Source organism: Halomicrobium sp. HArcht3-1, assembly GCF_058933345.1.
On the sequence record NZ_JBZYDM010000007.1, the window covers coordinates 173,689 to 193,505 of the forward strand.

General features: G+C 63.3%; 16 protein-coding genes. 6 read left to right on the top strand and 10 right to left on the bottom strand.

Translation table 11 applies throughout. The annotated features are described in order from the left end of the window. Positions 1 to 66 precede the first annotated feature (66 nt). From AC5FRW_RS13450 to AC5FRW_RS13485, 8 genes are all read right to left on the bottom strand, one after another. Complete coding sequence (locus tag AC5FRW_RS13450; RefSeq protein ID WP_493568971.1) at positions 67 to 1,959, bottom strand: ABC transporter substrate-binding protein; 1,893 nt, start codon at positions 1,957 to 1,959, stop codon at positions 67 to 69. Between the two features lie 671 nt (positions 1,960 to 2,630). Next, positions 2,631 to 2,885: a hypothetical protein gene (locus AC5FRW_RS13455; protein WP_493568972.1), complete on the bottom strand. Its 255-nt coding sequence runs from the start codon at positions 2,883 to 2,885 to the stop codon at positions 2,631 to 2,633. Positions 2,886 to 2,887: 2 nt separating this feature from the next. Then, positions 2,888 to 3,658 (bottom strand): IclR family transcriptional regulator, encoded by a 771-nt coding sequence (locus tag AC5FRW_RS13460; protein ID WP_493568973.1) that lies wholly within the window; start codon positions 3,656 to 3,658, stop codon positions 2,888 to 2,890. 96 nt (positions 3,659 to 3,754) lie between these two features. Then, a complete protein-coding gene (locus tag AC5FRW_RS13465; protein ID WP_493569013.1) occupies positions 3,755 to 4,852 on the bottom strand; it encodes a Gfo/Idh/MocA family protein in 1,098 nt (365 codons plus the stop codon). Further along, the gene (locus tag AC5FRW_RS13470; protein ID WP_493568974.1) at positions 4,849 to 5,085 is read right to left on the bottom strand and encodes a hypothetical protein; all 237 of its coding nucleotides are present in this window, start codon (positions 5,083 to 5,085) and stop codon (positions 4,849 to 4,851) included. The genes AC5FRW_RS13465 and AC5FRW_RS13470 overlap by 4 nt, the downstream gene beginning before the upstream one ends. A gap of 42 nt (positions 5,086 to 5,127) precedes the next feature. After that, the gene (locus tag AC5FRW_RS13475) at positions 5,128 to 7,278 is read right to left on the bottom strand and encodes an ABC transporter ATP-binding protein (protein WP_493568975.1); all 2,151 of its coding nucleotides are present in this window, start codon (positions 7,276 to 7,278) and stop codon (positions 5,128 to 5,130) included. A gap of 191 nt (positions 7,279 to 7,469) precedes the next feature. Beyond that, a complete protein-coding gene (locus AC5FRW_RS13480) occupies positions 7,470 to 8,642 on the bottom strand; it encodes a mandelate racemase family protein (RefSeq protein ID WP_493568976.1) in 1,173 nt (390 codons plus the stop codon). A gap of 54 nt (positions 8,643 to 8,696) precedes the next feature. After that, positions 8,697 to 9,500 carry an SDR family NAD(P)-dependent oxidoreductase gene (locus tag AC5FRW_RS13485; protein ID WP_493568977.1) on the bottom strand — a complete coding sequence of 268 codons (804 nt, stop codon included), beginning with the start codon at positions 9,498 to 9,500 and terminating at the stop codon, positions 8,697 to 8,699. 74 nt (positions 9,501 to 9,574) lie between these two features. On the opposite strand from AC5FRW_RS13485, the gene AC5FRW_RS13490 reads away from it, so the two are divergent. Beyond that, the gene (locus tag AC5FRW_RS13490; RefSeq protein ID WP_493568978.1) at positions 9,575 to 10,450 is read left to right on the top strand and encodes an amidohydrolase family protein; all 876 of its coding nucleotides are present in this window, start codon (positions 9,575 to 9,577) and stop codon (positions 10,448 to 10,450) included. Positions 10,451 to 10,511: 61 nt separating this feature from the next. Here the strand turns inward: AC5FRW_RS13490 and AC5FRW_RS13495 are convergent, their stop codons facing one another. After that, positions 10,512 to 10,847 (bottom strand): L-rhamnose mutarotase, encoded by a 336-nt coding sequence (locus AC5FRW_RS13495; RefSeq protein ID WP_493568979.1) that lies wholly within the window; start codon positions 10,845 to 10,847, stop codon positions 10,512 to 10,514. A gap of 98 nt (positions 10,848 to 10,945) precedes the next feature. Here AC5FRW_RS13495 and AC5FRW_RS13500 point away from each other — a divergent pair, with 98 nt between their 5' ends. From AC5FRW_RS13500 to AC5FRW_RS13520, 5 genes are all read left to right on the top strand, one after another. Next, entirely contained in the window at positions 10,946 to 11,929 is a 984-nt protein-coding gene (locus tag AC5FRW_RS13500) for a glycoside hydrolase family 18 protein (protein WP_493568980.1), read from the top strand. A gap of 99 nt (positions 11,930 to 12,028) precedes the next feature. Next, on the top strand, positions 12,029 to 13,450 hold the full coding sequence (locus AC5FRW_RS13505) for an alpha-L-fucosidase (protein ID WP_493568981.1): 1,422 nt from the start codon (positions 12,029 to 12,031) through the stop codon (positions 13,448 to 13,450). Between the two features lie 163 nt (positions 13,451 to 13,613). Then, entirely contained in the window at positions 13,614 to 15,011 is a 1,398-nt protein-coding gene (locus AC5FRW_RS13510; RefSeq protein ID WP_493568982.1) for a sulfatase-like hydrolase/transferase, read from the top strand. 85 nt (positions 15,012 to 15,096) lie between these two features. Further along, entirely contained in the window at positions 15,097 to 16,545 is a 1,449-nt protein-coding gene (locus AC5FRW_RS13515) for a M81 family metallopeptidase (RefSeq protein ID WP_493568983.1), read from the top strand. After that, positions 16,542 to 17,717, top strand: a complete 1,176-nt coding sequence (locus AC5FRW_RS13520) for a hypothetical protein (RefSeq protein WP_493568984.1) — start codon at positions 16,542 to 16,544, stop codon at positions 17,715 to 17,717. Before AC5FRW_RS13515 ends, AC5FRW_RS13520 begins: the two co-directional genes overlap by 4 nt. Before the next feature lie 45 nt (positions 17,718 to 17,762). Here the strand turns inward: AC5FRW_RS13520 and AC5FRW_RS13525 are convergent, their stop codons facing one another. Next, positions 17,763 to 19,745 carry a PAS domain-containing protein gene (locus tag AC5FRW_RS13525; protein ID WP_493568985.1) on the bottom strand — a complete coding sequence of 661 codons (1,983 nt, stop codon included), beginning with the start codon at positions 19,743 to 19,745 and terminating at the stop codon, positions 17,763 to 17,765. Positions 19,746 to 19,817: the final 72 nt, after the last annotated feature.

Genomic DNA, 19,817 nt, shown 5'->3' on the forward strand with positions numbered 1-19,817 from the left:
CGAACGAAACCGTGTGAAAGCGAAAAGTGGACTGGGGGCAGACAGGTGCGGTGAGGTCGAGCAGCCTTACTTGTACTTGTATTTGATCGCCCCTCGCTTGAGTGCCGCGTGCATGCCGGCGTAGATCTCGTAGGTCTCGTCGCCGACCGGCATGTTGAAGTCTTTCGTGTCACCCCAGAAGCCGGCTTTCGGCTGGAGGATGACGAGGTGGGGCAGATCGTAGTTCCAGTACCGGGAGAGCAGGCGGATGTTCTCGCGCGTCTGTGCTTCGGATTCTGCGCTCAGCGTCTCGTCGTACAGTTCCCAGAGGTTGATCTCCTTGCCGTCGCCGGAAATCTCCTTGGCACCCGGCTCCGTCGGAATCTTCGGCTTGAGGGGCATCCCGTTGAACGGGGATCGCTCCTTGCCCTCGTCGAGCCACTTCGGGAGTTCGGTCCCGTAGTTTTCGAGATTCGCGAGACGCATCCCGCCGATCTGGCTCGATCGGAAGTAGGAGATCGGGTGGTTCAGGAAGTTGTTGTGGAAGAAGAAAGTCAGGTCGTAGTCCATCTGGTTTCTGGCACGCTTGTAGTAGACACCGCCGGAGACGCCTTCGAAGTTCATGTCGAAGCCGAACTGGTCCAGCTGCGAGTTGACCGTGCGCGCGCCTTTGGTGAATGCGCCCCAGTTGATCGAGAGCGTGTTGAACGAGACGGTCTTGCCTTCGGGGTCGACCCACTCCCCGCCTTGCTTGCTGTAGCCAGCCTCGTTCAGGTACTCCGTCGCGCCCTCAGGATCGGCAGCGATCGGGTAGTCTGCCATCTTGCTGTACAGATCGTCGCCGAGCCAGTTCTTTGCCATCCGCTTGCCCATCCCCGTCTGCTTGGGGACCGCGGCGGCCTGTGGCTCCTGGTTCGCGATGATGCTGTTCCAGTCGATCAGATGGGCCATCGCCTGCCGGACTTTCCGCTTCTTGAAGTGCTTGTTCTTGTGGTTGAACGCCACCTTGCGGAGCTGAACGGATCGGCTCTCCGTGATATTCTTCAGGTGGTCTGGACCGGTGAAAGAGGGCTTCAACAGCCCGCGGCCGAGATCCAGCTTGTCCTGCTTCTTGATGATGTCCCCGCCTTCCTTGATGGCCCGGACGCGGTAGGTCTCGATCTGGTTGTCCTGATACCACGGATGATCCTTACGGGCCTCGAACACCATGGCCTGATTGTTGGCTTCTGTCAGCTCGTAGGGGCCGTTTCCGAGGCCGTTTTCGAGGACCTCGGTGCTCGTCACTTTGAACTTTTCGAGCTCCTGCGTGACGGAGTCACGACCCGACTGGCCCGACGCGTCCTGGTACTTCTCCAGCCACTCCTGGTAGAGGCTCGGATGGGCGGCGAGGAAAGTTCCGGTGGAACTCTCCTTGAGGATGGTCGGGTTCTGTGGCTTCTTGTACTTCCGTTTGAGCGTCCGGTCGTCTTCGGTCCAGACACGCTTCATCGAACTCCCTTCGGGATTCTGGAGTCGCGAAATCTCGTCAGAGATGTACTGGTGTTCTGCGATCACCTGATCGCCGTTCCACCACGTCAAATTGTCCGGGAACGTCCACGTCTCGACTTGCTTGTCGGAGTCGTACGACCAGTCGTCGAGGACCCACAGCTGCTTGGGCCGGGTCACGTGGTACAGGCCTCGCGCAAGGTTCCACGGTAAGTCCGGACCGAAGATGTTCCAGTTCACGTCGGTCGGAATCCGTCCGATCTTCCTGACCAGTTCGGGATCACGTGGTTCGGCGTCCGGGGCTGGCGTCGACGTATCGCCGCTGCTATCAGTCGACGAGTCGCCGCTGCCGTCGCCCGACGTGGTTGTCGTCCCATCGCCGCTACAGCCCGCGAGAGCTGCAGCGCCACCGGCAGTCATAGCGAGTAGATGACGGCGCGAGACGGGATGTTTACTGTACTCTCCACTCTCCTGGCGGTCTCTGTTTGCCACCATATCACACCCCAGTTACCTCGACTATTTATAACTTTTCATCATCAGGATACAACGAATCCACAGTCCAGTCGCTTGCGACGATCTGTCGCGGTCAGCGCGAATCGACGGCAGTGGTTCGCAGTGTCGCCACGGCTGGAGTCGGTTCCAGCAGGCGACACGAGAGATTCGTTATGTGTTGCTGAATACCACGTTAGACGACCTCGTGCTGCCGATATCATGAGGTAAGGCATCCGAGAAAACCCTCAATAACAAACGTACTTTTGTTAGGAAGAGTAACGACACCACAGCAGGAATGTTCAGCTACAAAGAATTTGATTATTCATTATAGAACTCACCTTCGGCTGTTCGGCTCGTTTCGTCACCGTGGTACATATTCACGCTTTTTTGCAGACCTTCACGGTTGATTACTGTGTTTCAGACATCCGTCTAGCGACGGTACTGTCTGGCGTGGATTCGTCTGAGTGGAATAACCCGACAGAGAGCCTGATATAGGCGTTTTCGGAGGTCCGGCTATTCCCAATCGCGGTGTGTGACAAAGGTACGTTTGTTAGACTCAGTTGGTGAGTGCAAGCGAGCGCGTTCAGCAGCAAAGAATTGCGTTCAGCATTGCAGATTCTCCGTTCGACCAGATAGTGCAATCCAGAACCGACGCTGCGAGGGTCGTCGGACAGTCACTCGACGGGGTCGTTTCCGGTGATCGACCAACAGGCGAGGATGAGGACGACGAGCAGCCCTTCGAGGAGTCCGATACCGAAGAGGTTGAGAACGGCGAGAACGTGGTTCGCACTCCCGGGTTCCGTCACTGAGACCGAAACGGCGAGGAGTACGAGTGCGACTGCAAAGAAGCCAAACAGCGCTGCGATGCCGCGCTTCTGGCTACAGACGTACTTCAGCAGGAATCGTGGAAACGAATCACGTCGTGACACGGTTACGAGTACGCCATGTTCAGTTCGATCACGTTGACTGCTTTGCGCAGCAGGCTCGGGATCTCCTCCTCGTAACGCTCTCCGTTGAGGCGGTTGACCGGCCCAGAGACGCTGATCGCCCCTCTGACAGTCCCGTCTTTGTCGAGGACCGGTGCGGCGACGCAGTGGAGGCCTTCGAGACGCTCCTGCCGGTCGAATGCGATGCCCTGCTCTCGGATGGTCTCCAGTTCGTCGAAAAGGGTGTCGCGGCGCTGGATCGTCTCGTCGGTCATACTCGGCATGCCGTGCCTGTCGAGGATCGCCTCCACTTCGTCACGGTCGCGGTGGGCCAGGATCGCCTTGCCCAGCGCAGTGCTGTGGAGATAGACGCTGTGGCCGATACGTGCGTCGACGTTGACGGCGTCGTCGCCGTGTCGGCTGTAGATGTAGACGCCGCGCCCGTGCTCCTCGACCATGAGGTTCGCCAGCTCACCGGTGTCCTCGGCGAGTTCGTCGACCTCTGACTTGGAGACTTCGTAGACTTGCCGACGGGACCGAGCGTGGGTCCCGAGGCTGAGGAACTTGAGGCTGATACGGTACGTCGACCCCTCCTTCGCGACGTACTCCATCTCGCGGAGCGTGCTCAGATGGTTGTGGACGCTACTTTTCGGGAGGTCGGTCTCCGCAGCGAGTTCGGAGACGCCGGCCCCGTTGAGTTCTTCCAGTGCTTCGAGGACGCGATAGGAGGTCTGTGCAGCCTTGATCGGGTACGTCGCTTTTGGACCGTCCGGCATGAGACGGCCTACAGTCCCATGTTAAAAAACAGTTGTTCTCTTTCGAAGAACTAGCGTGGTCGAACCCCGAACTGTCGAGTGTCGGAAGTCAGTTCGTCACCACGAGGTGACCGTCACGTCTTCGAGTGGGCGCTCCAGGGGCAGCGAGACGATGCTCTCGGTGTTGTGTGAGACGTACAGGCCGATGATCACTTCCAGCGATTTGATCGCGTCGGACCCGGGCGAGTGGTTCGTCGTCGTACCCGACAGCAGATCGCTGACGTGGCGCGCCGCGTTGGGAAAGGCCGACTGGTAGTCCTCGTCCCACGACCACGCGTCTTCGATCCCGGGCAGGTCCGCTTCGACGTGCGTGCCGTCTTCGAGTCGCCAGTAGCGCCACTCGCCGTCGTCGTTATTGAGGGACAGTTTCCCCTCGGTCCCAATGAGCTGAAAGTGCATCGAGGAGATGTCCCGTTCGAGCGTACAGTCGACGTTCACGTACACGTCCTCGTCGGTGACGAGAAATCCCCCACCGCCGGAGTCGGTCACCCGCTCGTCGGCGTCGAGGGCGGTCGTCGCACCGTTCGTTCCCGTCAGGTGGCCGGCCACCGTGTTGATCTCCTGATCGAGGAGGTACGCCAGCGTGTCCAGCACGTGCGTGGAGTTACGGAGCAATTCCTGTCTGAACTGCGCGGAGACGGACCGCACGTCGCCGATGATCGCCTCGTCCTGCAACAGTGTCCGCAACCGCTGGAGTTTCTCGGTGAACCGAAAGGAGTGGTTGACGACGAGGTCGATGCCCCGCTGGTCGCACGCGTCGATCATCGCCCGGGCGTTCGCGACCTGCGAGGCGATTGGCTTCTCACACCAGATAACCGAGGGTGGATCGGCCGCGTTGGCGGCGTCGACAACGTGGTCGTGATGGAGATACGACGGCGTACAGACGGAGACGACATCGAGGTCTTCGGCGGCGAGCATCGACTCGTGGCTGGTGTAGCGACGACCGAGGGGAACGTCCCACGCGTCCCCGAAGGTCTTGAGTTTCTCCTCGTCGACGTCCGCGACGGCGACGAGTTCGATGTCCTCGGTGGCCTCGTAGCCACCGGCGTGACTCGCTCGGACCTTCTTCTCACCGATGTCGCCCTCGTCGTGCATGCCGAGGATGCCGAGACCGGCGATACCGCCCGCACCGATGATTCCCGCCCGATACATTATGGTTCGTACGAGAGCTTGTACAGGAGGTAGCCACCGAGGCCAACGAGTATGGCCGAGACGCCCCAGATGCCGAACATCCCCGCGAACACGCCGTCGATGACCAGCGCACCGAGGACGATGAGGACGAGACCCAGCATCGCGATGCGGAGGAGGTGCGATTCCCAGACGTGCCCGAGGGCGCGTCTGGCGACGTTCGGAGAAGTCGCTTCGCTCGAAACGCTATTCGAACTCATACACGCAGGTGCGACAGACGACTCAATAAAAGTTCCGCCGTGTTACGCGTCGTCGGTCAGGGAGGGACTGTCCCAGTACTCGTGAGAGTCGTCCGTCCTGAAGCAGGACGCACAGTGGTCGTCCGTTTCGAGCGTGGGCGTCTGTTCGGCACAGACCTCACGGGCCTCTGGACAGCGCGTGTGGAACCGACAGCCACTGGGCGGGTTCACGGGATCGGGAATGTCGATGGTTCGCATCGGCATCTCGGATTCGTCTTTCCCGGCGAGGTCGGGCGTCGCCCAGCGCAGTGCCTTGGTGTAGGGGTGCTTCGGGTTCTGGAGGATCTGCTCGACCGGGCCGATCTCGACGAGTTCGCCGAGGTACATGATCCCGATTCGGCCGTCGGCCTTCTCGGCGAGGTACCGGGCGTTCGAGAGGTCGTGAGAGATAAACAGGAAGGACGTGTCGAACCGGTCCTGCAGTTCGAGCATCAGGTCCATCGTCTCGACGCGCAGGGACACGTCAAGCGCGCTGATCGCCTCGTCGGCGAGGATGAGGTCGGGGTTCATCAACAGCGCGCGGATGAGTGCGATACGCTGCTGTTCGCCACCCGAAAGCTGGTGGGGGTACCGCTCGGCGTAGTCCTCGGCCGGCGTGATCCCGACCGTCTTGAGCATCCCGTAGATGCGGGCGTTGCGCTCTTGTTTGTCGAGTTCCGGGTACCAGCGTTTGATCGGTTCGGCCAGTGTGGTCTGGACCCGGTGGTAGGGGTTCAGCGCACTGCCGGGGTCCTGATGGATGATCTGGAGCGCACGGCGGATGTCGGCGAAGGGAACCGACACGTCACCTTTCCCGTCCTTTGCCTCCCAGATGTCCTGCCCGCGGTAGGTGATGGCCCCGCCGGTCGGTCGCTGGAGACCGACTGCGGTCTTGCCGAGCGTGGTCTTGCCACAGCCAGATTCCCCGACCAGCGCCACGACGTCGTTCTCGTAGATGTCGAGGTCGACACCGTCGACGGCCCGGACCGTCTCGGATTCGGAGAAGAACCCACTCAGTGGTCCGTCGTCGTCCCCGAAGTGGACCTCGATCGAATCCATCGACACGAGCGGGTCCTCGTCGCGGTGGTCTGACCACGTCGCCGACACGTCGGCCGACGCTGCGCTGTCCTGGCCGTCGTCCAGCGAGAAGGGGATCTCCGACTGTGCTTCTTCCCAGTGGTGACAGGCCACGTCGTGGCTGTCGGTCGCGTCGTAGAATCCCGGATCGGACTCGCGACACTGCGAGTCGGCCAGCGGGCAGCGTGGATGGTAGCGACAGCCATCCGGGACGTTGACCGGGTCGGGTGCAGCACCGGCGATCGGTTCCATCTTGTCGATGGGGGCTTCGAGGTTCGGGACGGCATTGAGTAACGCCCGCGTGTACGGGTGGGCTGCGTGGTCGAGCAACTCCTCGGTCGGACCGACCTCGACGAAGTCGAAGGCGTACATCACGGCCAGCCGGTCTGCAAGCTCCGAGATCAGCGCGAGGTCGTGCGTGATGAACACGAGCGTGAGGTCGTACTTCGACTGGAGGTCTTCGAGGAGTTCGAGAATCGACCGCTGCATGAGCAGGTCCAGTGCAGCCGTCGGCTCGTCCATGACGAGCACCTCGGGTTCCAGCACCAGTGCCAGCGCGATGAGGGCACGCTGGGTCATGCCCCCGGAGAGTTCGTGTGGGTACGACTCCAGTACGCGGTCGGGTTCGAGATAGAGGTCAGAGAGCAGTTCCCGTGCGTGTTCGAGACCGTCCTCCACGTCGGTGTCGTGAGCCAGCAGCGTCTCTTTGAAATGAGTCTCGATGGTCGTGGTCGGATTGAACGATGACATCGCGCCCTGGAACACCATCGAGATGTGCTCCCAGCGGAACGATTTGAGCTGATCTTCGGGTAACGACGTTACGTCGACCGGCTCACCGTCTTCGGGGTGGTAGCGGACGGTGCCACTGAGTTGGCCGGGCTGGACGACCGCATCGAGCAACGCCGAGGCGAACATCGACTTGCCCGAGCCACTCTCCCCGACGATGCCAAGGACCTCCTCGCGGTCGATGTGCATGTTCGTCTCGTCGAGGACGCGTGACTCACCGCGGTCCATATCGAACGTGACAGATGCGTTTCTGACCTCCAGGATGGGGTCGGCGACACTACTGCCCGACTGCTGGTGACTCTGAGTTTGCATAGTCGAATCCTGACTGCCCTGTAATTGCGTACCACGGACAGGGGCTTACTGGATACATTCGAAGGGTCACATATTATTTTGACGGTTAGGGCATCGACGAGCGGCCCGCGAGAGCGGGCGTTGCACTGTCGGCTGTCCGTTCGTGACCTCGTACGCGAGTAGATCGGTCACAGCAGAGAGGGCCGGCGGTATCAGTCGTAGACGTGCAGGCTCCCGGTCGCGTTGGTCTCGATGTAGTCCCAGTCGTACTCGACACCGAGGCCCGGACCGTCGGGAACAGAGACACGGCCGTCCTCGTCGACGGTGTCGAGCATATCGGAGTAGTCCCCTTCGTACACCGGTGGCTGCGTGTTCTGACAGTCGGGGTGGACCAGCGCGAGTTCGTAGTAGTTGGTGTTCCGGCAGGCGGCGATGCAGTGGCGCTGGGCCGGCCCCGGGGCGTGGAACTCCACGTCGAGACCGAAGGACTCCGCCATGCGTGCGGTCTTCATCGCGCCGGTGATCCCGCCGTCGTACTCGGGGTCGGCCCGGACGAAGTCGGTCGCGCCCGACGCCACGAAGTCGGTCTTCGGTTCGAGACCACGGACGTGTTCGGTCTGGAGGATGGGAGTATCGAGGTGCTCGCCCAGTTTGTTGTGGCTGTGCTGAGAGATGCCGCCGTCGCGGTACGGGTCCTCGTACCAGAAGAAGCCGGCGTCGTCGCAGGCGCGTCCGACCTGTAAGGCGTCGCCGAACGTCTCGTACTCGCAGGCGGGGTCCATCATCAGGTCCATCTCGTCGCCCACACGCTCGCCGACCGCTCGAACTGCGGCGGCCTCCCGGTCGACGTCCCGAGCGCCGTCGCCGCCGCCCCAGCCGTGAAGCTTGAAGCCGCCAAAGCCACGGTCGAGACACGCTTCGGCGAACGACGCGAACGCCTCGGGCGAGTCCAGCCCACCGTTCTCGTCGCCGTGGTAGGTCGACGCGTAGGCCGGGATCGACGTCCGGTAGGTGCCAAGCAGTTCGTGAATCGGCGCGTCGTGATACTTGCCGGCGAAGTCCCACAGCGCGATGTCGATGGGACCGATCCCCATCCGATCGTACTTTCGAAGCGCGCGTTTGACTTCCGACCAGTGTTTCTCGCGGTGGAGCGGGTTCTTCCCGACGAGATAGTCGGCGATAATGTTGTACTGAGCGGCCGCCGGTGAGTTGCCGCCGACGTACTCACCAGTGATGCCCGTGTCGGTGTGGACCTTGATCGCGAACAGTTTCCGCTCTGTGGTGGTCCCCGGCTCGTACACGAGATTGAATCCGTGACGGTCCGTCCCAACGTCTGGCAGCGGATAGGCGAACTCGGTACTCTCGATACTGGTGATCTCGACCATACACACACCGCCACACGGCGGCTAATAAAACTGGGTGACTTTCGTCGCCGCTCGCTACTGCAGGTTCCCGCCCCCACCGATTCGCAGGATGTCGCCGACGACGTACTCGGCCCGGTCCGAGCAGAGAAAGAGCACGCCGTCAGCGACATCGTCCGGGCGGCCGAGGCGACCGAGCGGGCGCTGCTGGCCCCAGTCGTCGAGGACAGCCTCGACAGTCGTGTCCTCTGTCTCGGCGACGGCGCGAGCTTCTTTGCGAAGCTGAAAGGTGTCGACGGCATCGGTCGAGACGGCGTTGACGCGGATCCCCTCGGTCGCGAAGTCGTGGGCGAGACGCCACGTGAGTCCGTTGACCGCCGTGTTCGAGATGCCGTACAGCCCACGCCCGCCGGTCCGCCGGTCGCCGGTCTGACTGGAGACGTTGACGATGCACCCCTCGACGCCCGCCTGTGCCATGTGCTGGCCCACGAGCGTCGCACAGTAGAACTGTGACCGGACGTTGACCGCCATCGTGTGATCCCACTCGTCGAGGTCGGCCGAGAGCAACGACTCCTCCCGCGGCCAGACCGCCGCGTTGTTGACGAGTACGTCCACCTGTTCGAACGCCGCGATGGCTTCCGCGACGAGGAACTCGACATCGTCCGGTTCGGCCATGTCGCCCGGGATACCGACGACGCTGCCGTCGCCGAGGTCGTCGAGTTCGGCCGCCGTCTCCGCGACCTCGCTTTCGGTACGCGCGTTGACGACCACGTTGGCGTCGTGTTGGGCGAACGCCGCGGCGACGCTGCGGCCGATTCCTTTCGTCGATCCGGTGACGATAGCTGACACTCCCTCGAAGTCGTACGTCGCTGTGCCGACCATAGCAGTGCAGTAGCGAGACCGGCGTCCTAAACCCTCCGGAAAGATTCATCACCCGCGGCCCTGAACGGCGGCGTATGCTGATCGACACGCACACCCACGCATGGGGGGCGGACACCGCCGAATTGCCGTGGCAACACCCGGACGTGACGCCACCGGGATGGACGGGACCGTACACGCACGAGGACCTCGTCGCGGACATGGATCAAGCCGGCGTCGACGAGGCTGTCGTCGTGACGACCCCACTGTACGGTCGCGGCGAGCGAGCCAACGAGTACACGAAGCGAGCCATCGAGGCGTCTCCCGACCGCCTCTACGGCGTCGGATTGATCGACCTGTTCCCCAGACCCGAGCGACCCGGTCCCGGCGCGCAGGTAGCACGCGTCGTCGACCACGACCGGATGCTGGGCGTCCGCCTGCACGCGGCTTTCGAGTACGCCCCCGCACCGACGACGCTCGACCGGTCGGCGACGTGGTTTCTCGACGACTCCCTCGCAGGGTTCTGGGAGACCGCTGCGGAACTCGACACCGCCGTCTTCGTCTTTCCGAAAGCCCAGCAGCTGCGCGACGTGGCACGGCTGGTGGAATCGCACCCGAACGTGACTTTCGTGATCGACCATCTGGGGTGGCCGGACGAGACGACAGCGCCCGACGCCGCCCCGTGGACCGATTTCGAGGCACTCGCCGAGGCCGACAACGTCGCAGTCAAGGTGAGTTCGGTGCCCCGGTCTTCCGACGAGTCCTGGCCGTACGCGGATATGCACAGCTACCTGCGGCGGCTACTGGAGTGGTTCGGTCCCGAACGACTCATGCTCGGCTCAGATTACCCGTGGATGGACGACTGGGCAAGCTACGAGGCGTGCCTCTCGTGGCTCGACGGTGTCGACTTCCTCTCCCCACGTGACGAGGCGTATCTCCGCTCTCGGTCGTTCACCGAGGTCCACGGCGTGTGAGCCGACCGCGGGCGTGTCGTGTTGTTCGCCGCGTTCGGGCGACGTGGCCGCGACGGCGGGGCTACTCGTCGCTGGTGAACGACCAGATCTCGTCCATCGTCGGCATCTCGCCCGTCTCGGGATCGACGCCCGAGCGTTTGAACTGGTCGACGTGGGCCTCCCACTCCAGACACGCCTCGTCGCTCTCGTAGCGCTCCTGATAGGTCTCGAACGATTCGGCTTCGACGACACAGACGGCAACGTCGCCCTCGACGAACAGACGAAACTCCTCGACACCGCCCGATTCCATCGCCTCGGTCACGGCCGCTGGCACGTTCTCGTGGCTCTCGACGTACTCGTCGACGCGGTCGGGATCGAGACGCTGCATGATGACGACAGTCTCGGTATCGCTGCCCATAGCACACGGTCGGAAGGCAGTACCTAAATACGTGTTCCCCCGTGGTCCGGGGCACCGCTTCACGTAGATTTAAGACGAGTCTGGCGTAACGGTGGCGTATGTCAGAGACAGCCCAGTCTCAGGAGACGCTCGCATCGGACGACGTAGTCGGCGCGTACGTCGCCGACCGCTGCTTGCCGGACGTCGACATCCCCGCATCGAAGCTCACGCACGTCTACTACGCGTTCGCGGACATCGAGGACGGTGTGATCGACGACGACGCCGAACACATCGACAAACTGGTCGCGCTCCGCGAGGACAATCCCGACCTGCAGGTCATCGTCTCGGTCGGTGGCTGGGGGCGCTGTTCGGAGTTCCCCGACATCGCAGCGACCCCGGAGAGCCGTGATCGGTTCGCAGATAGCGCCATCGAGTTCATCCGCGAACACGACCTCGACGGCATCGACTACGACTGGGAGTTCCCGGACGAAGACGAGACCGACGACTTCACTGCGATCCTGGATCACCTGCGCGAGCGCCTCGACGAGGCCGGACGCGAGGACGGCCGCGAGTACCTGCTCACCTCGGCACTGAGCAATCTGCCGAGCCATCTCGTCGGGGTGGACCTGCCGGCCGTCGCCGAGCGTCTCGACCTCGTCAACGCGATGACTTACGACATGCTCCTCAACGAACGGAGCCACCACACGAACCTCTACACGTCGTCGCTGAACCCACGTTTCAGCGTCGCCGACACCGTCGAGACGTACGTCGAGGCCGGCGTTCCCCGCGCAAAGATCGTGATCGGCAGTGGGTTCTACTGCCGTGGCACGGAACGCATGGGCTACGAGGAGATGCAGGCCGAGTTCGGCGACGACGACACCTACACCAGAAAGTGGGACGAGGAAGCGAAAGCCCCCTACCTCGAAGCCGAAGGGGAGTTCATGAACTACGACGATCCCGAATCGATCGGTCACAAGGTCGAATACCTCCGCGAGGAGTCCCTCCGTGGGATCATGTGCTGGCAGTACGGCCACGACGCCGAGCACAACGAACTGCTCGATGCGATGTACGGCCGGATGGTCGAGACGGCCGACGACGCGTAGGATCTCGGTGTCTCGTCTGGTGGAGACCCCGGCGACCCTGCCGGCGAACCGTTCCGGGAAGCCAAACCGTTTTTGTACTGTGGGTGTGGCTCGGGGTGTATGGGTGAGCAGTACGATCCGACATGGGAGTCGATAGACGAACATCCGGTCCCGGACTGGTTCGAAGACGCAAAGCTCGGGATCTTCATCCACTGGGGACCGTACTCGGTGCCCGGGTGGGCACCAGTCGGGAGCTACGCGGAGTGGTACCCCTTCGGAATGTACCGTGAGGACAGCGAGATCAGCGAATACCACGAGGACGAGTGGGGTGACGACGTGGACTATCTCGACTTCGCCGAGATGTGGGACGCCGAGAACTGGGATCCCGAGGAGTGGGCGTCCTTCTTCGCGGACGTGGGTGCGAGATACGTCGTCATGACCGGCGAACACCACGACGGCTTCCCGCTGTGGGACAGCCACTACATGCAGTACAACGCCGCCCAGATGGGGCCGGAGCGGGATCTCGTCGGCGATCTCTGTGACGCAGTTCGGGCGGAAGGGCTGCGCTTTGCGCCGTCGTATCACGCCAATCAGAACTACTACCAGCCCGGATTCGACGGGCTGTTCGGCCACCCCGATTACGACGCGACCACCATCGAAGACGCCGTCCCCGGCCCGGAGTACGTCGACTTCATGAACGCGAAACACCGCGAACTCATCAGGAAGTACGAACCCGACCTGCTCTGGTTCGACACGCCCCGGATCGACGGTGATCGGCTCAACGCTCAGGAACTCGTCGTCGACTTCTACGAGCGCGCGGCCGAGGAGTGGGACAAGGAAGTCGCCGTCAACGACCGCGCAGCACGGGAGTCGTGGGGTCACCACGGCGACTTCGTCACCCCGGAGTACGACCACTTAGACGACATCAACGAGGGCAAGTGGGAGATGTGCCGCGGCGTCGGCTACTCCTTTGGCTACAACCGCGCCGAGGACGAGGACGATCACCTCGACGGGAACGAACTCGTCGCGATGTTCGTCGACGTCGTCAGCAAGAACGGGAACCTCCTCATCAACGTCGGCCCGAAAGCCGACGGCACCATCCCGGAACTCCAGCGTCGCCCCATCGAGACGCTCGGCGAGTGGCTCGACGACAACGGAGAGGCCATCTACGGGACGACCTACTGGGCCACCTGGGGGCGTGATCCCGTCGCCGAGACCGAGGACGAGGTTGACGAGTCGGTGGCCGAGGACGGGCTTCCCGACGACCCGGTGAATCACGGCATCCGGTACACGTGGAAGGAGATGACCCTCTACGTCCACTTCCTCGACGAGCCGGACGAGTCGGAACGGCTCGCGCTCGGCGAGCACGCCGATCTGTCCGATCTGTCGGCAGCCGAGGCCGTCGCGACCGGCAAGGATGTACCGGTGACTGTCGAAGACGGCATCGTCACGCTGTCGGTCCCGGAATCGGCCGTCGACGAACACGTCACGACAGTCGCGCTCTCTGAGGTACCCAATCCGCAGGAAGCCGCGGACGACTGATACTGCCGGCTGGAAGCCCGTGACGAGATTCGCCCACCCCCGGGGCGAGTAGCTGAAACAGGCAGCCAGCAGTGTGCCGACCGACCAGCGTCCGGTGCGCCACTCGTTTCGAGGGGGCGGTCGCTCCCGGGGCTTCATTATGACTGGCTGTCTGGGGCCGTGTATGTCGACCGACCGGCCGAACGTGCTGTTCGTGCTCACTGATCAGCAACGAGGGGACTCTCTCGGTGTCGACCCTGCCTGTCCGCGTACCGAGAACGGTGACCCGCTCGTCCACACGCCCAATCTCAACGAACTCGCCGGGAAGGGGACGCATTTCCGCCGATCCTACACGCCGATTTCGTCGTCGATTCCCGCACGGCGATGTCTCTGGACGGGGCAAACCCCCGCGACGAACGGCTGTCCGAACTGGACGACAGACCCGTGGGACTTCGAGACGACACTGCCGGCGACGCTGACCGACGCTGGCTACCAGACACGGCTCGTCGGGAAGACACACGCCATCCCACAGCGCAATCACTTCGGGTTCGAACATCTGGAACTGCACGCCGGGCTACGCGACGAAGACGACTACGACGAGTGGCTCGCCGACCGGACGACCGGCCGCGCCGACGAGATCAGTCACGGCATCGGCCGGAACTCGTGGGATGCTCGACCGTGGCACTTGGCCGAGACCCAGCATCCGACGAACTGGACGACCGACCGCGCTGTCGAGTTCGTCGAGAAACGCGATCCGACGCGCCCGTTCTTTCTGACGGTGTCGTACGTCCGTCCCCACCAGCCATACGACCCGCCACAGCACTACTGGGACCGCTACGACCGTCGCGATGACATTCCCACTCCCGCCCACGGCGAGTGGTCCGAAGCGGAGTACCGGGAACACGTCCCCACCCACCCGCGGACCGACGCGTGGTGTGCGGACCTGCCGACGGACGCCAACCGCGCCGCCCGCGTCGGCTACTACGGCTCCGTGACGCACGTCGACCACCAGATCAATCGGCTGTTCAGACACCTGTTCCGTGCGGGCGAGCTAGACAACACCATCGTCGTCTTCGCAGCCGACCACGGCGACATGCTTGGCGATCACCTGCTGTGGCGCAAGTGCTACGCCTTCGAGGGGGCAGCCAGAGTCCCGTTGCTCCTCCAGATACCAGGGGTCGACCAGCAGTCCATCGTCTCTTCGCCAGTCGGTCTCGAAGACATCATGCCGACAGTGCTCTCGCTGTGTGACGTGGCGGTTCCCGACAGTGTGGAGGGTGTCGACCTCTCGACCGTCGCACGCGGGGCAGGAACCGACGACGGAGTCCGATCGCTCTATCACCACGAACACGGACCGATCTACCACGACACCAATGCCTACCAGTCGCTCGTCGGCTCTCGCTGGAAGTACGTCTGGAACCCGGTGACCGGTGCCGAGTTACTGTTCGACCTCGAATCGGATCCACTGGAGACAGTTGACCGATCCGACGAACGCACCGAGATCATGAGCCGATTACGCGAGGCGCTCGTCGAACGCATCGGCGACCGGCGCGAGGAGTTCGACGCGGTGGTACCGGCGTAGCACACGAGCGCAGTTGTACCCAGCGCCACCACTGGACTGCGAGACGTGCCCATAGATTTTTTACCGCTGACGCTGTCGGTCCGGTATGCGTGTTGCAGTAGCGACTCTTAGCCACGAGACGAACACATTCACAGACCGACCGACGACGTTGGAAGACTTCGAGACCGCGACCGGCGACGCGTTGCTCGATTCCTTCGCCGCGAAGCGGTCGCTCGACGGCATCGTCGACCGACTCCGCGAGACCGACGTAGAAGTCGTGCCGACGGTCGGGGCCGCAAACATCCCCTCCGGCACGGTAACGCCGGATGCCTTCGAGTGGATGCGCTCGGAACTGGCCGCCCGACTCGACGGTGAGCACGTCGACGGTGTCTGTCTCGACCTCCACGGGTCCATGTACGTCGACGGGGAACCCGACCCCGAGGGTGCGATCCTCGAAACGGTTCGCGAGGCCGTCGGCGACGACGTCCCGGTCACTGCCGCCCTCGATATGCACGCGACCATCACCGAACGGCTCGTCGACAGGCTCGACGGCGTCGCAGGCTACCGAACCGCACCGCACACCGACGTGGTCGAGACGGGCGAGCGAGCGGCCGACATGCTCGTCGACCACCTCCACGGGGAACTGGATCTGGCGCTGGCGTGGGAGGCCATTCCGATGATACTGGCTGGCGAACGCTCGGAGACGGAAGCCGAACCGATGGAGACGTTGATCGAACGACTCCGGGCGGCCGACGAGCGGCCGGGTGTCGTCGACGCCAACTACTTCCTTGGCTTTCCCTGGGCAGACTCGCCCCACGCCGGGTGTCACGCACTCGTGACCGGCGACGCGAGCGCCCGCGAGACGGTCACGGAGACGGCGGCCGACCTCGCGACCGCGTTCTGGGATCGTCGGAGTGAGTTCGACTTCACCACCGAGGCATACGCTCCTGCGGACGCACTGACGGTCGCAGCCGACGAACCCGAGCGTCCGGTCGCCGTCGCCGAAACGGGCGACATTCCCGGTGCAGGTGCCAGTCAAGACGCCGTCGACTTCCTCGAACAACTGATCGAGCGTGACGACCTCGAACGGCCGGTCGCTGCGATCTACGCAGACGCCGACGCCTACGCCACCTGTGCAGACGCCGGCGTGGGTGCGACAGTCGACCTCGAACTGGGGCAGTTCGTCGACCGAGAGGGTGGTCTCGAACTCACGGGAACGGTCGAGCAGGTCGAAGCGTACGACAGAGCCGACGTTGCGCTCCTCGCGACCGACAGTGTCGACATCTTCATCGCCGACTCGAAGACGAACTTACACCGCGATCCCGACTTCTTCGCGGATTTCGACATCGACATCGCCGAGCGCGGGGTCGTCGTCCTCAAGAGTGGCTACCTCAGTCCGGCGTGGAAGGCGGTCGCTGCCAGAAAGCTGTTCGCCCTCACTGCCGGCGATACGAATCAGCGCGTCGAGGAGGCCCCCTACGAACACGTTCCGCGACCGATCTATCCAGCCGATCAAAACACGACCTTCGAGGGGAACGCGAGGTGGTCGGCGTGAACGCCGCCATCTGGTCACATCCGTGGGACCTCGTCGACGAGGGGCCGGCACAGGCGGCCAGCCGTCTCGCTGCGCTGGGCATCGACGAGGTGAATCTGGCGACGACGATGCACTCCGTGCAGACGCTCAATCCCCACAACCCCGAGCGAAAGACGTTCTTCGCCGACGCCAGTGAGTACTTCCAGCCCGACTGGGACCGCTATGGCGAGATCACACCGGATGTCAACGAGACGATGGGGGAAGACGACTGGCTGGCCGAGATCGCGGCCGGATTCGAGGGCACCCCCGTCGATCTGAACTCGTGGGGTGCGACGTTCCACAGCTCTCGGCAGGGGCAACGCCACCCCGACGCCACGCTTACCTCGCCCTTTGGCGACTCGCTCGTGTTCGGCCTCTGTCCGTCCAACCCCGACGTACAGGAGTTCGGCATCGAGATGACGGGTGACCTCGCCGACCGTGGTGTCTTCGAGACCGTCGAGATGGAACTGGCGGACTACCAGTACGGGACGGGCTACGGCTGGCACCACCAGGAGTTTTTCCACCGGCTGGGACGGCTGGCCGAGTTCCTCTTTGGCCTCTGTTTCTGCGAGCACTGTCAGGACAACGCCCGGGCAGCCGGAGTCGACGTCGAACGCGCCCGCCAGTCGGCCCGCGCAGGACTGACAGACCGATTCGAGGGCCACATTGCCCACGATACGGACGTCGGGGGTTGGCTCATGGAACACCCCGAGGTGTTCGCCTACGCCGATGCCCGCCGCGAGACGTTGACCGACCTGTTCGGGGCGTTCGACGACGTGCTCGGAGACACCGACTTCGGCTACTACTTCAAGATGGGCGGCCTCGGTGACGACCGGATGGGCGTCGAACACTCGTGGAAACACGGACTGGATCTCTCGGGGATGTCCCGGTACATGGATGAAGCCACCGTCCTCGCGTACCACTCCGATCCGACGGTGGTTCGGGACGACGTTCACACGACCCGGTCGCTCGTCGACGCTCCCGTGCGGGCAGGAATCCTCGCGGGCGATCCGATCGTCCACTCGCGTGCACAGTTACGCGAGCAGGTCGAAGCGGCCGTCGACGCGGGCGCGGACTCGCTGTCGTTCTACGGGTACGGTGTCATCCCCGAGCGAAATCTCGACTGGATCGGGGACGTACTGGCGACGCTGTAGTGCGACCAGCGCCGTCAACAGGAAGTCGCCATCCGACGACGGCCATCACTCACAGTCGAGTTCACAGACCGTCACGTCGGCGAACGTCGCCTCGCACTCGTCGGTCGGGATCGCACCCGAGACAGCGAGCCCGACGTGGATCGGATCCGACAGTGCGACCGGTCGCTGGTCGAGACGACGCCAGTTCGAGCCATCGAGCGAGACCAGATAGGTAACCGTCTCGCCGATGCGGTCGATTCGGAGCCACTGTGGCCCGGCGTCGTCGTCGAGGAGGTGTCGACTCGTCTCGCCGCCCGTGTCCGTCCGCCAGAGGACCTCTGTACCACGGCCGACCGTCCAGCCCAGGAACCCGTACGGGTCGACGGGACCGAGTCCGTCACGGACCATCAGTCCCGCGGAGCCGTAGTCGTTGCCGTGCTCGATGTCGACGAGTCGCGCTTCGATACGAGCGTCCCCCTCGACAGCGGTGTGTGCAAAGTAGTAGTCCCGTTCCTGTCGCTGTGTGCCCGTGGTCCCGGCGAGTGTCCACCAGTTGCTCACGGACTCGACCTCGACACTGCCCGTCACGTCTCCCTCGCCGACCGGGTCGCTCTCGGTCAACGAGAGGTCCGCACCCGGAACACAGTCCGTCTCCGTGCCGGTGACGACCAGTGGACCACGGATCTCGACCCGTGTGCCGGTCTCCTCGCGATCGGTGACCGTCAGCGACCAGTTGTTGTGCTCGACGATCTCGGAGACGAACGCGAGGCCGGATCCCTGTCCGTCGGTCGGTGATTGGAACCCACCTTCGGTCGTTCGCCCGCAGTCGTTCGAGGGCGTGGCCGCGTCGTCGGCCACGTAAAAGCCCTCCTGAAGCGCGCCGACGGACACCGTCACGCCTTCACCGCTGTCGGCTGCGTGTCGGAGGAGACTCTCGACGATGGGTCGGATCCCGCCCATCGATGCGTGAATAAGCGTCTCGTCGGGCACGTTCAACTCCAGTTGCGCGTCGCCGGTCGCGATGAACGACCACACCTCGTTGACGACGTACGCCAGATTGACACTCTCCGTGGCACCGACGTTCGGGGGCTTGCGGGCGATCGTACTGAGGTCCCGCAGTCGCTGTTCCATGCAGTCGTGGGCGCTCTCGATTGCCCTGAAGGCGTCTTCGTCGCCCGTCTCACGGGCGATGCCGAGCTGTCCGTTCGCCGTCTGTAGCGTGTCGAGAACCTCCTCCGAGAGGAAGGTCGCGAACTGGTCGAAGCGGTCTTTCAGCAGTTCGAGTTGCCGTTCTTTCTGCTTGAGATCCGTGATCTCGTAGGACAGCCCCAGCAGTCCCTTCACCGCGCCGTCGTCGTCGTACCACGGTACCTTGGTCGTCCGCGCCCAGTACCGGTTGCCCGGCGGTCCGGGCGCCTCCCCACGGTCGACGATGCGCTCGCCGTTCTCGATGACCCGCATGTCGTGGTCGTAGAACTGCTCGGCCGATTCGGGATCGTACGCGTACAGTTCCCGGTCGGTCTTCCCGATGACGACATCGGGATCGATGCCGCCCCACGCCTCTGTCTTCCGAAGATGACGACCCTCCTCGTCTTTCACGAACATCGGAATCTCGATCGAGGACATGAACGACTGGAGCATATCGCTCTCTTCGGCGGTCACGAGCCGGTCACGATACGTATCGAGGTGGTCGGCGACGACATCGCACAGTTCCTCGTCCGGTGTCGAAGTCGGCACGAGCGTCGTTTCGCCAGCCCGAGTCACGTCGCTGACATCGGCCACCGTGCCATCGAACAGGAGGACGACCGGCAGATACTCGTCGCGGTCTGTGACATCCCGTCGGAACCCGACGACGTCGTCACAGTCAGGCGCGAGCACGAGACAGGCAACGTCGTCGTGCTCTGAGAGCACGTCCATTGCCCGTGCCGTCGACTCGGCAACGTACACACTGTCGGCCACGTCGTCGAGAGCCGTTTCGAGCCGCTCACGCCGCGTGCCCTCGGCACCGACCACGACGACTGCCTTCGGAGGGGAGAGTATCGGGTTCATCAGCGCACGACGTATTGCGTGTCCCGAGAATACAAAACGTTTGTCAACACGCACTGTCGTCTCGGAGTGGTG

What these genes read in the sequence shown, in the direction of transcription:
- AC5FRW_RS13450 (WP_493568971.1), bottom strand. Translation starts at nt 1,959, where the DNA reads ATGGTGGCAAACAGAGACCGCCAGGAGAGTGGAGAGTACAGTAAACAT.
- AC5FRW_RS13460 (WP_493568973.1), bottom strand. Translation starts at nt 3,658, where the DNA reads ATGCCGGACGGTCCAAAAGCGACGTACCCGATCAAGGCTGCACAGACC.
- AC5FRW_RS13470 (WP_493568974.1), bottom strand. Translation starts at nt 5,085, where the DNA reads ATGAGTTCGAATAGCGTTTCGAGCGAAGCGACTTCTCCGAACGTCGCC.
- AC5FRW_RS13475 (WP_493568975.1), bottom strand. Translation starts at nt 7,278, where the DNA reads ATGCAAACTCAGAGTCACCAGCAGTCGGGCAGTAGTGTCGCCGACCCC.
- AC5FRW_RS13480 (WP_493568976.1), bottom strand. Translation starts at nt 8,642, where the DNA reads ATGGTCGAGATCACCAGTATCGAGAGTACCGAGTTCGCCTATCCGCTG.
- AC5FRW_RS13485 (WP_493568977.1), bottom strand. Translation starts at nt 9,500, where the DNA reads ATGGTCGGCACAGCGACGTACGACTTCGAGGGAGTGTCAGCTATCGTC.
- AC5FRW_RS13490 (WP_493568978.1), top strand. Translation starts at nt 9,575, where the DNA reads ATGCTGATCGACACGCACACCCACGCATGGGGGGCGGACACCGCCGAA.
- AC5FRW_RS13495 (WP_493568979.1), bottom strand. Translation starts at nt 10,847, where the DNA reads ATGGGCAGCGATACCGAGACTGTCGTCATCATGCAGCGTCTCGATCCC.
- AC5FRW_RS13500 (WP_493568980.1), top strand. Translation starts at nt 10,946, where the DNA reads ATGTCAGAGACAGCCCAGTCTCAGGAGACGCTCGCATCGGACGACGTA.
- AC5FRW_RS13505 (WP_493568981.1), top strand. Translation starts at nt 12,029, where the DNA reads ATGGGTGAGCAGTACGATCCGACATGGGAGTCGATAGACGAACATCCG.
- AC5FRW_RS13510 (WP_493568982.1), top strand. Translation starts at nt 13,614, where the DNA reads ATGTCGACCGACCGGCCGAACGTGCTGTTCGTGCTCACTGATCAGCAA.
- AC5FRW_RS13515 (WP_493568983.1), top strand. Translation starts at nt 15,097, where the DNA reads ATGCGTGTTGCAGTAGCGACTCTTAGCCACGAGACGAACACATTCACA.
- AC5FRW_RS13525 (WP_493568985.1), bottom strand. Translation starts at nt 19,745, where the DNA reads ATGAACCCGATACTCTCCCCTCCGAAGGCAGTCGTCGTGGTCGGTGCC.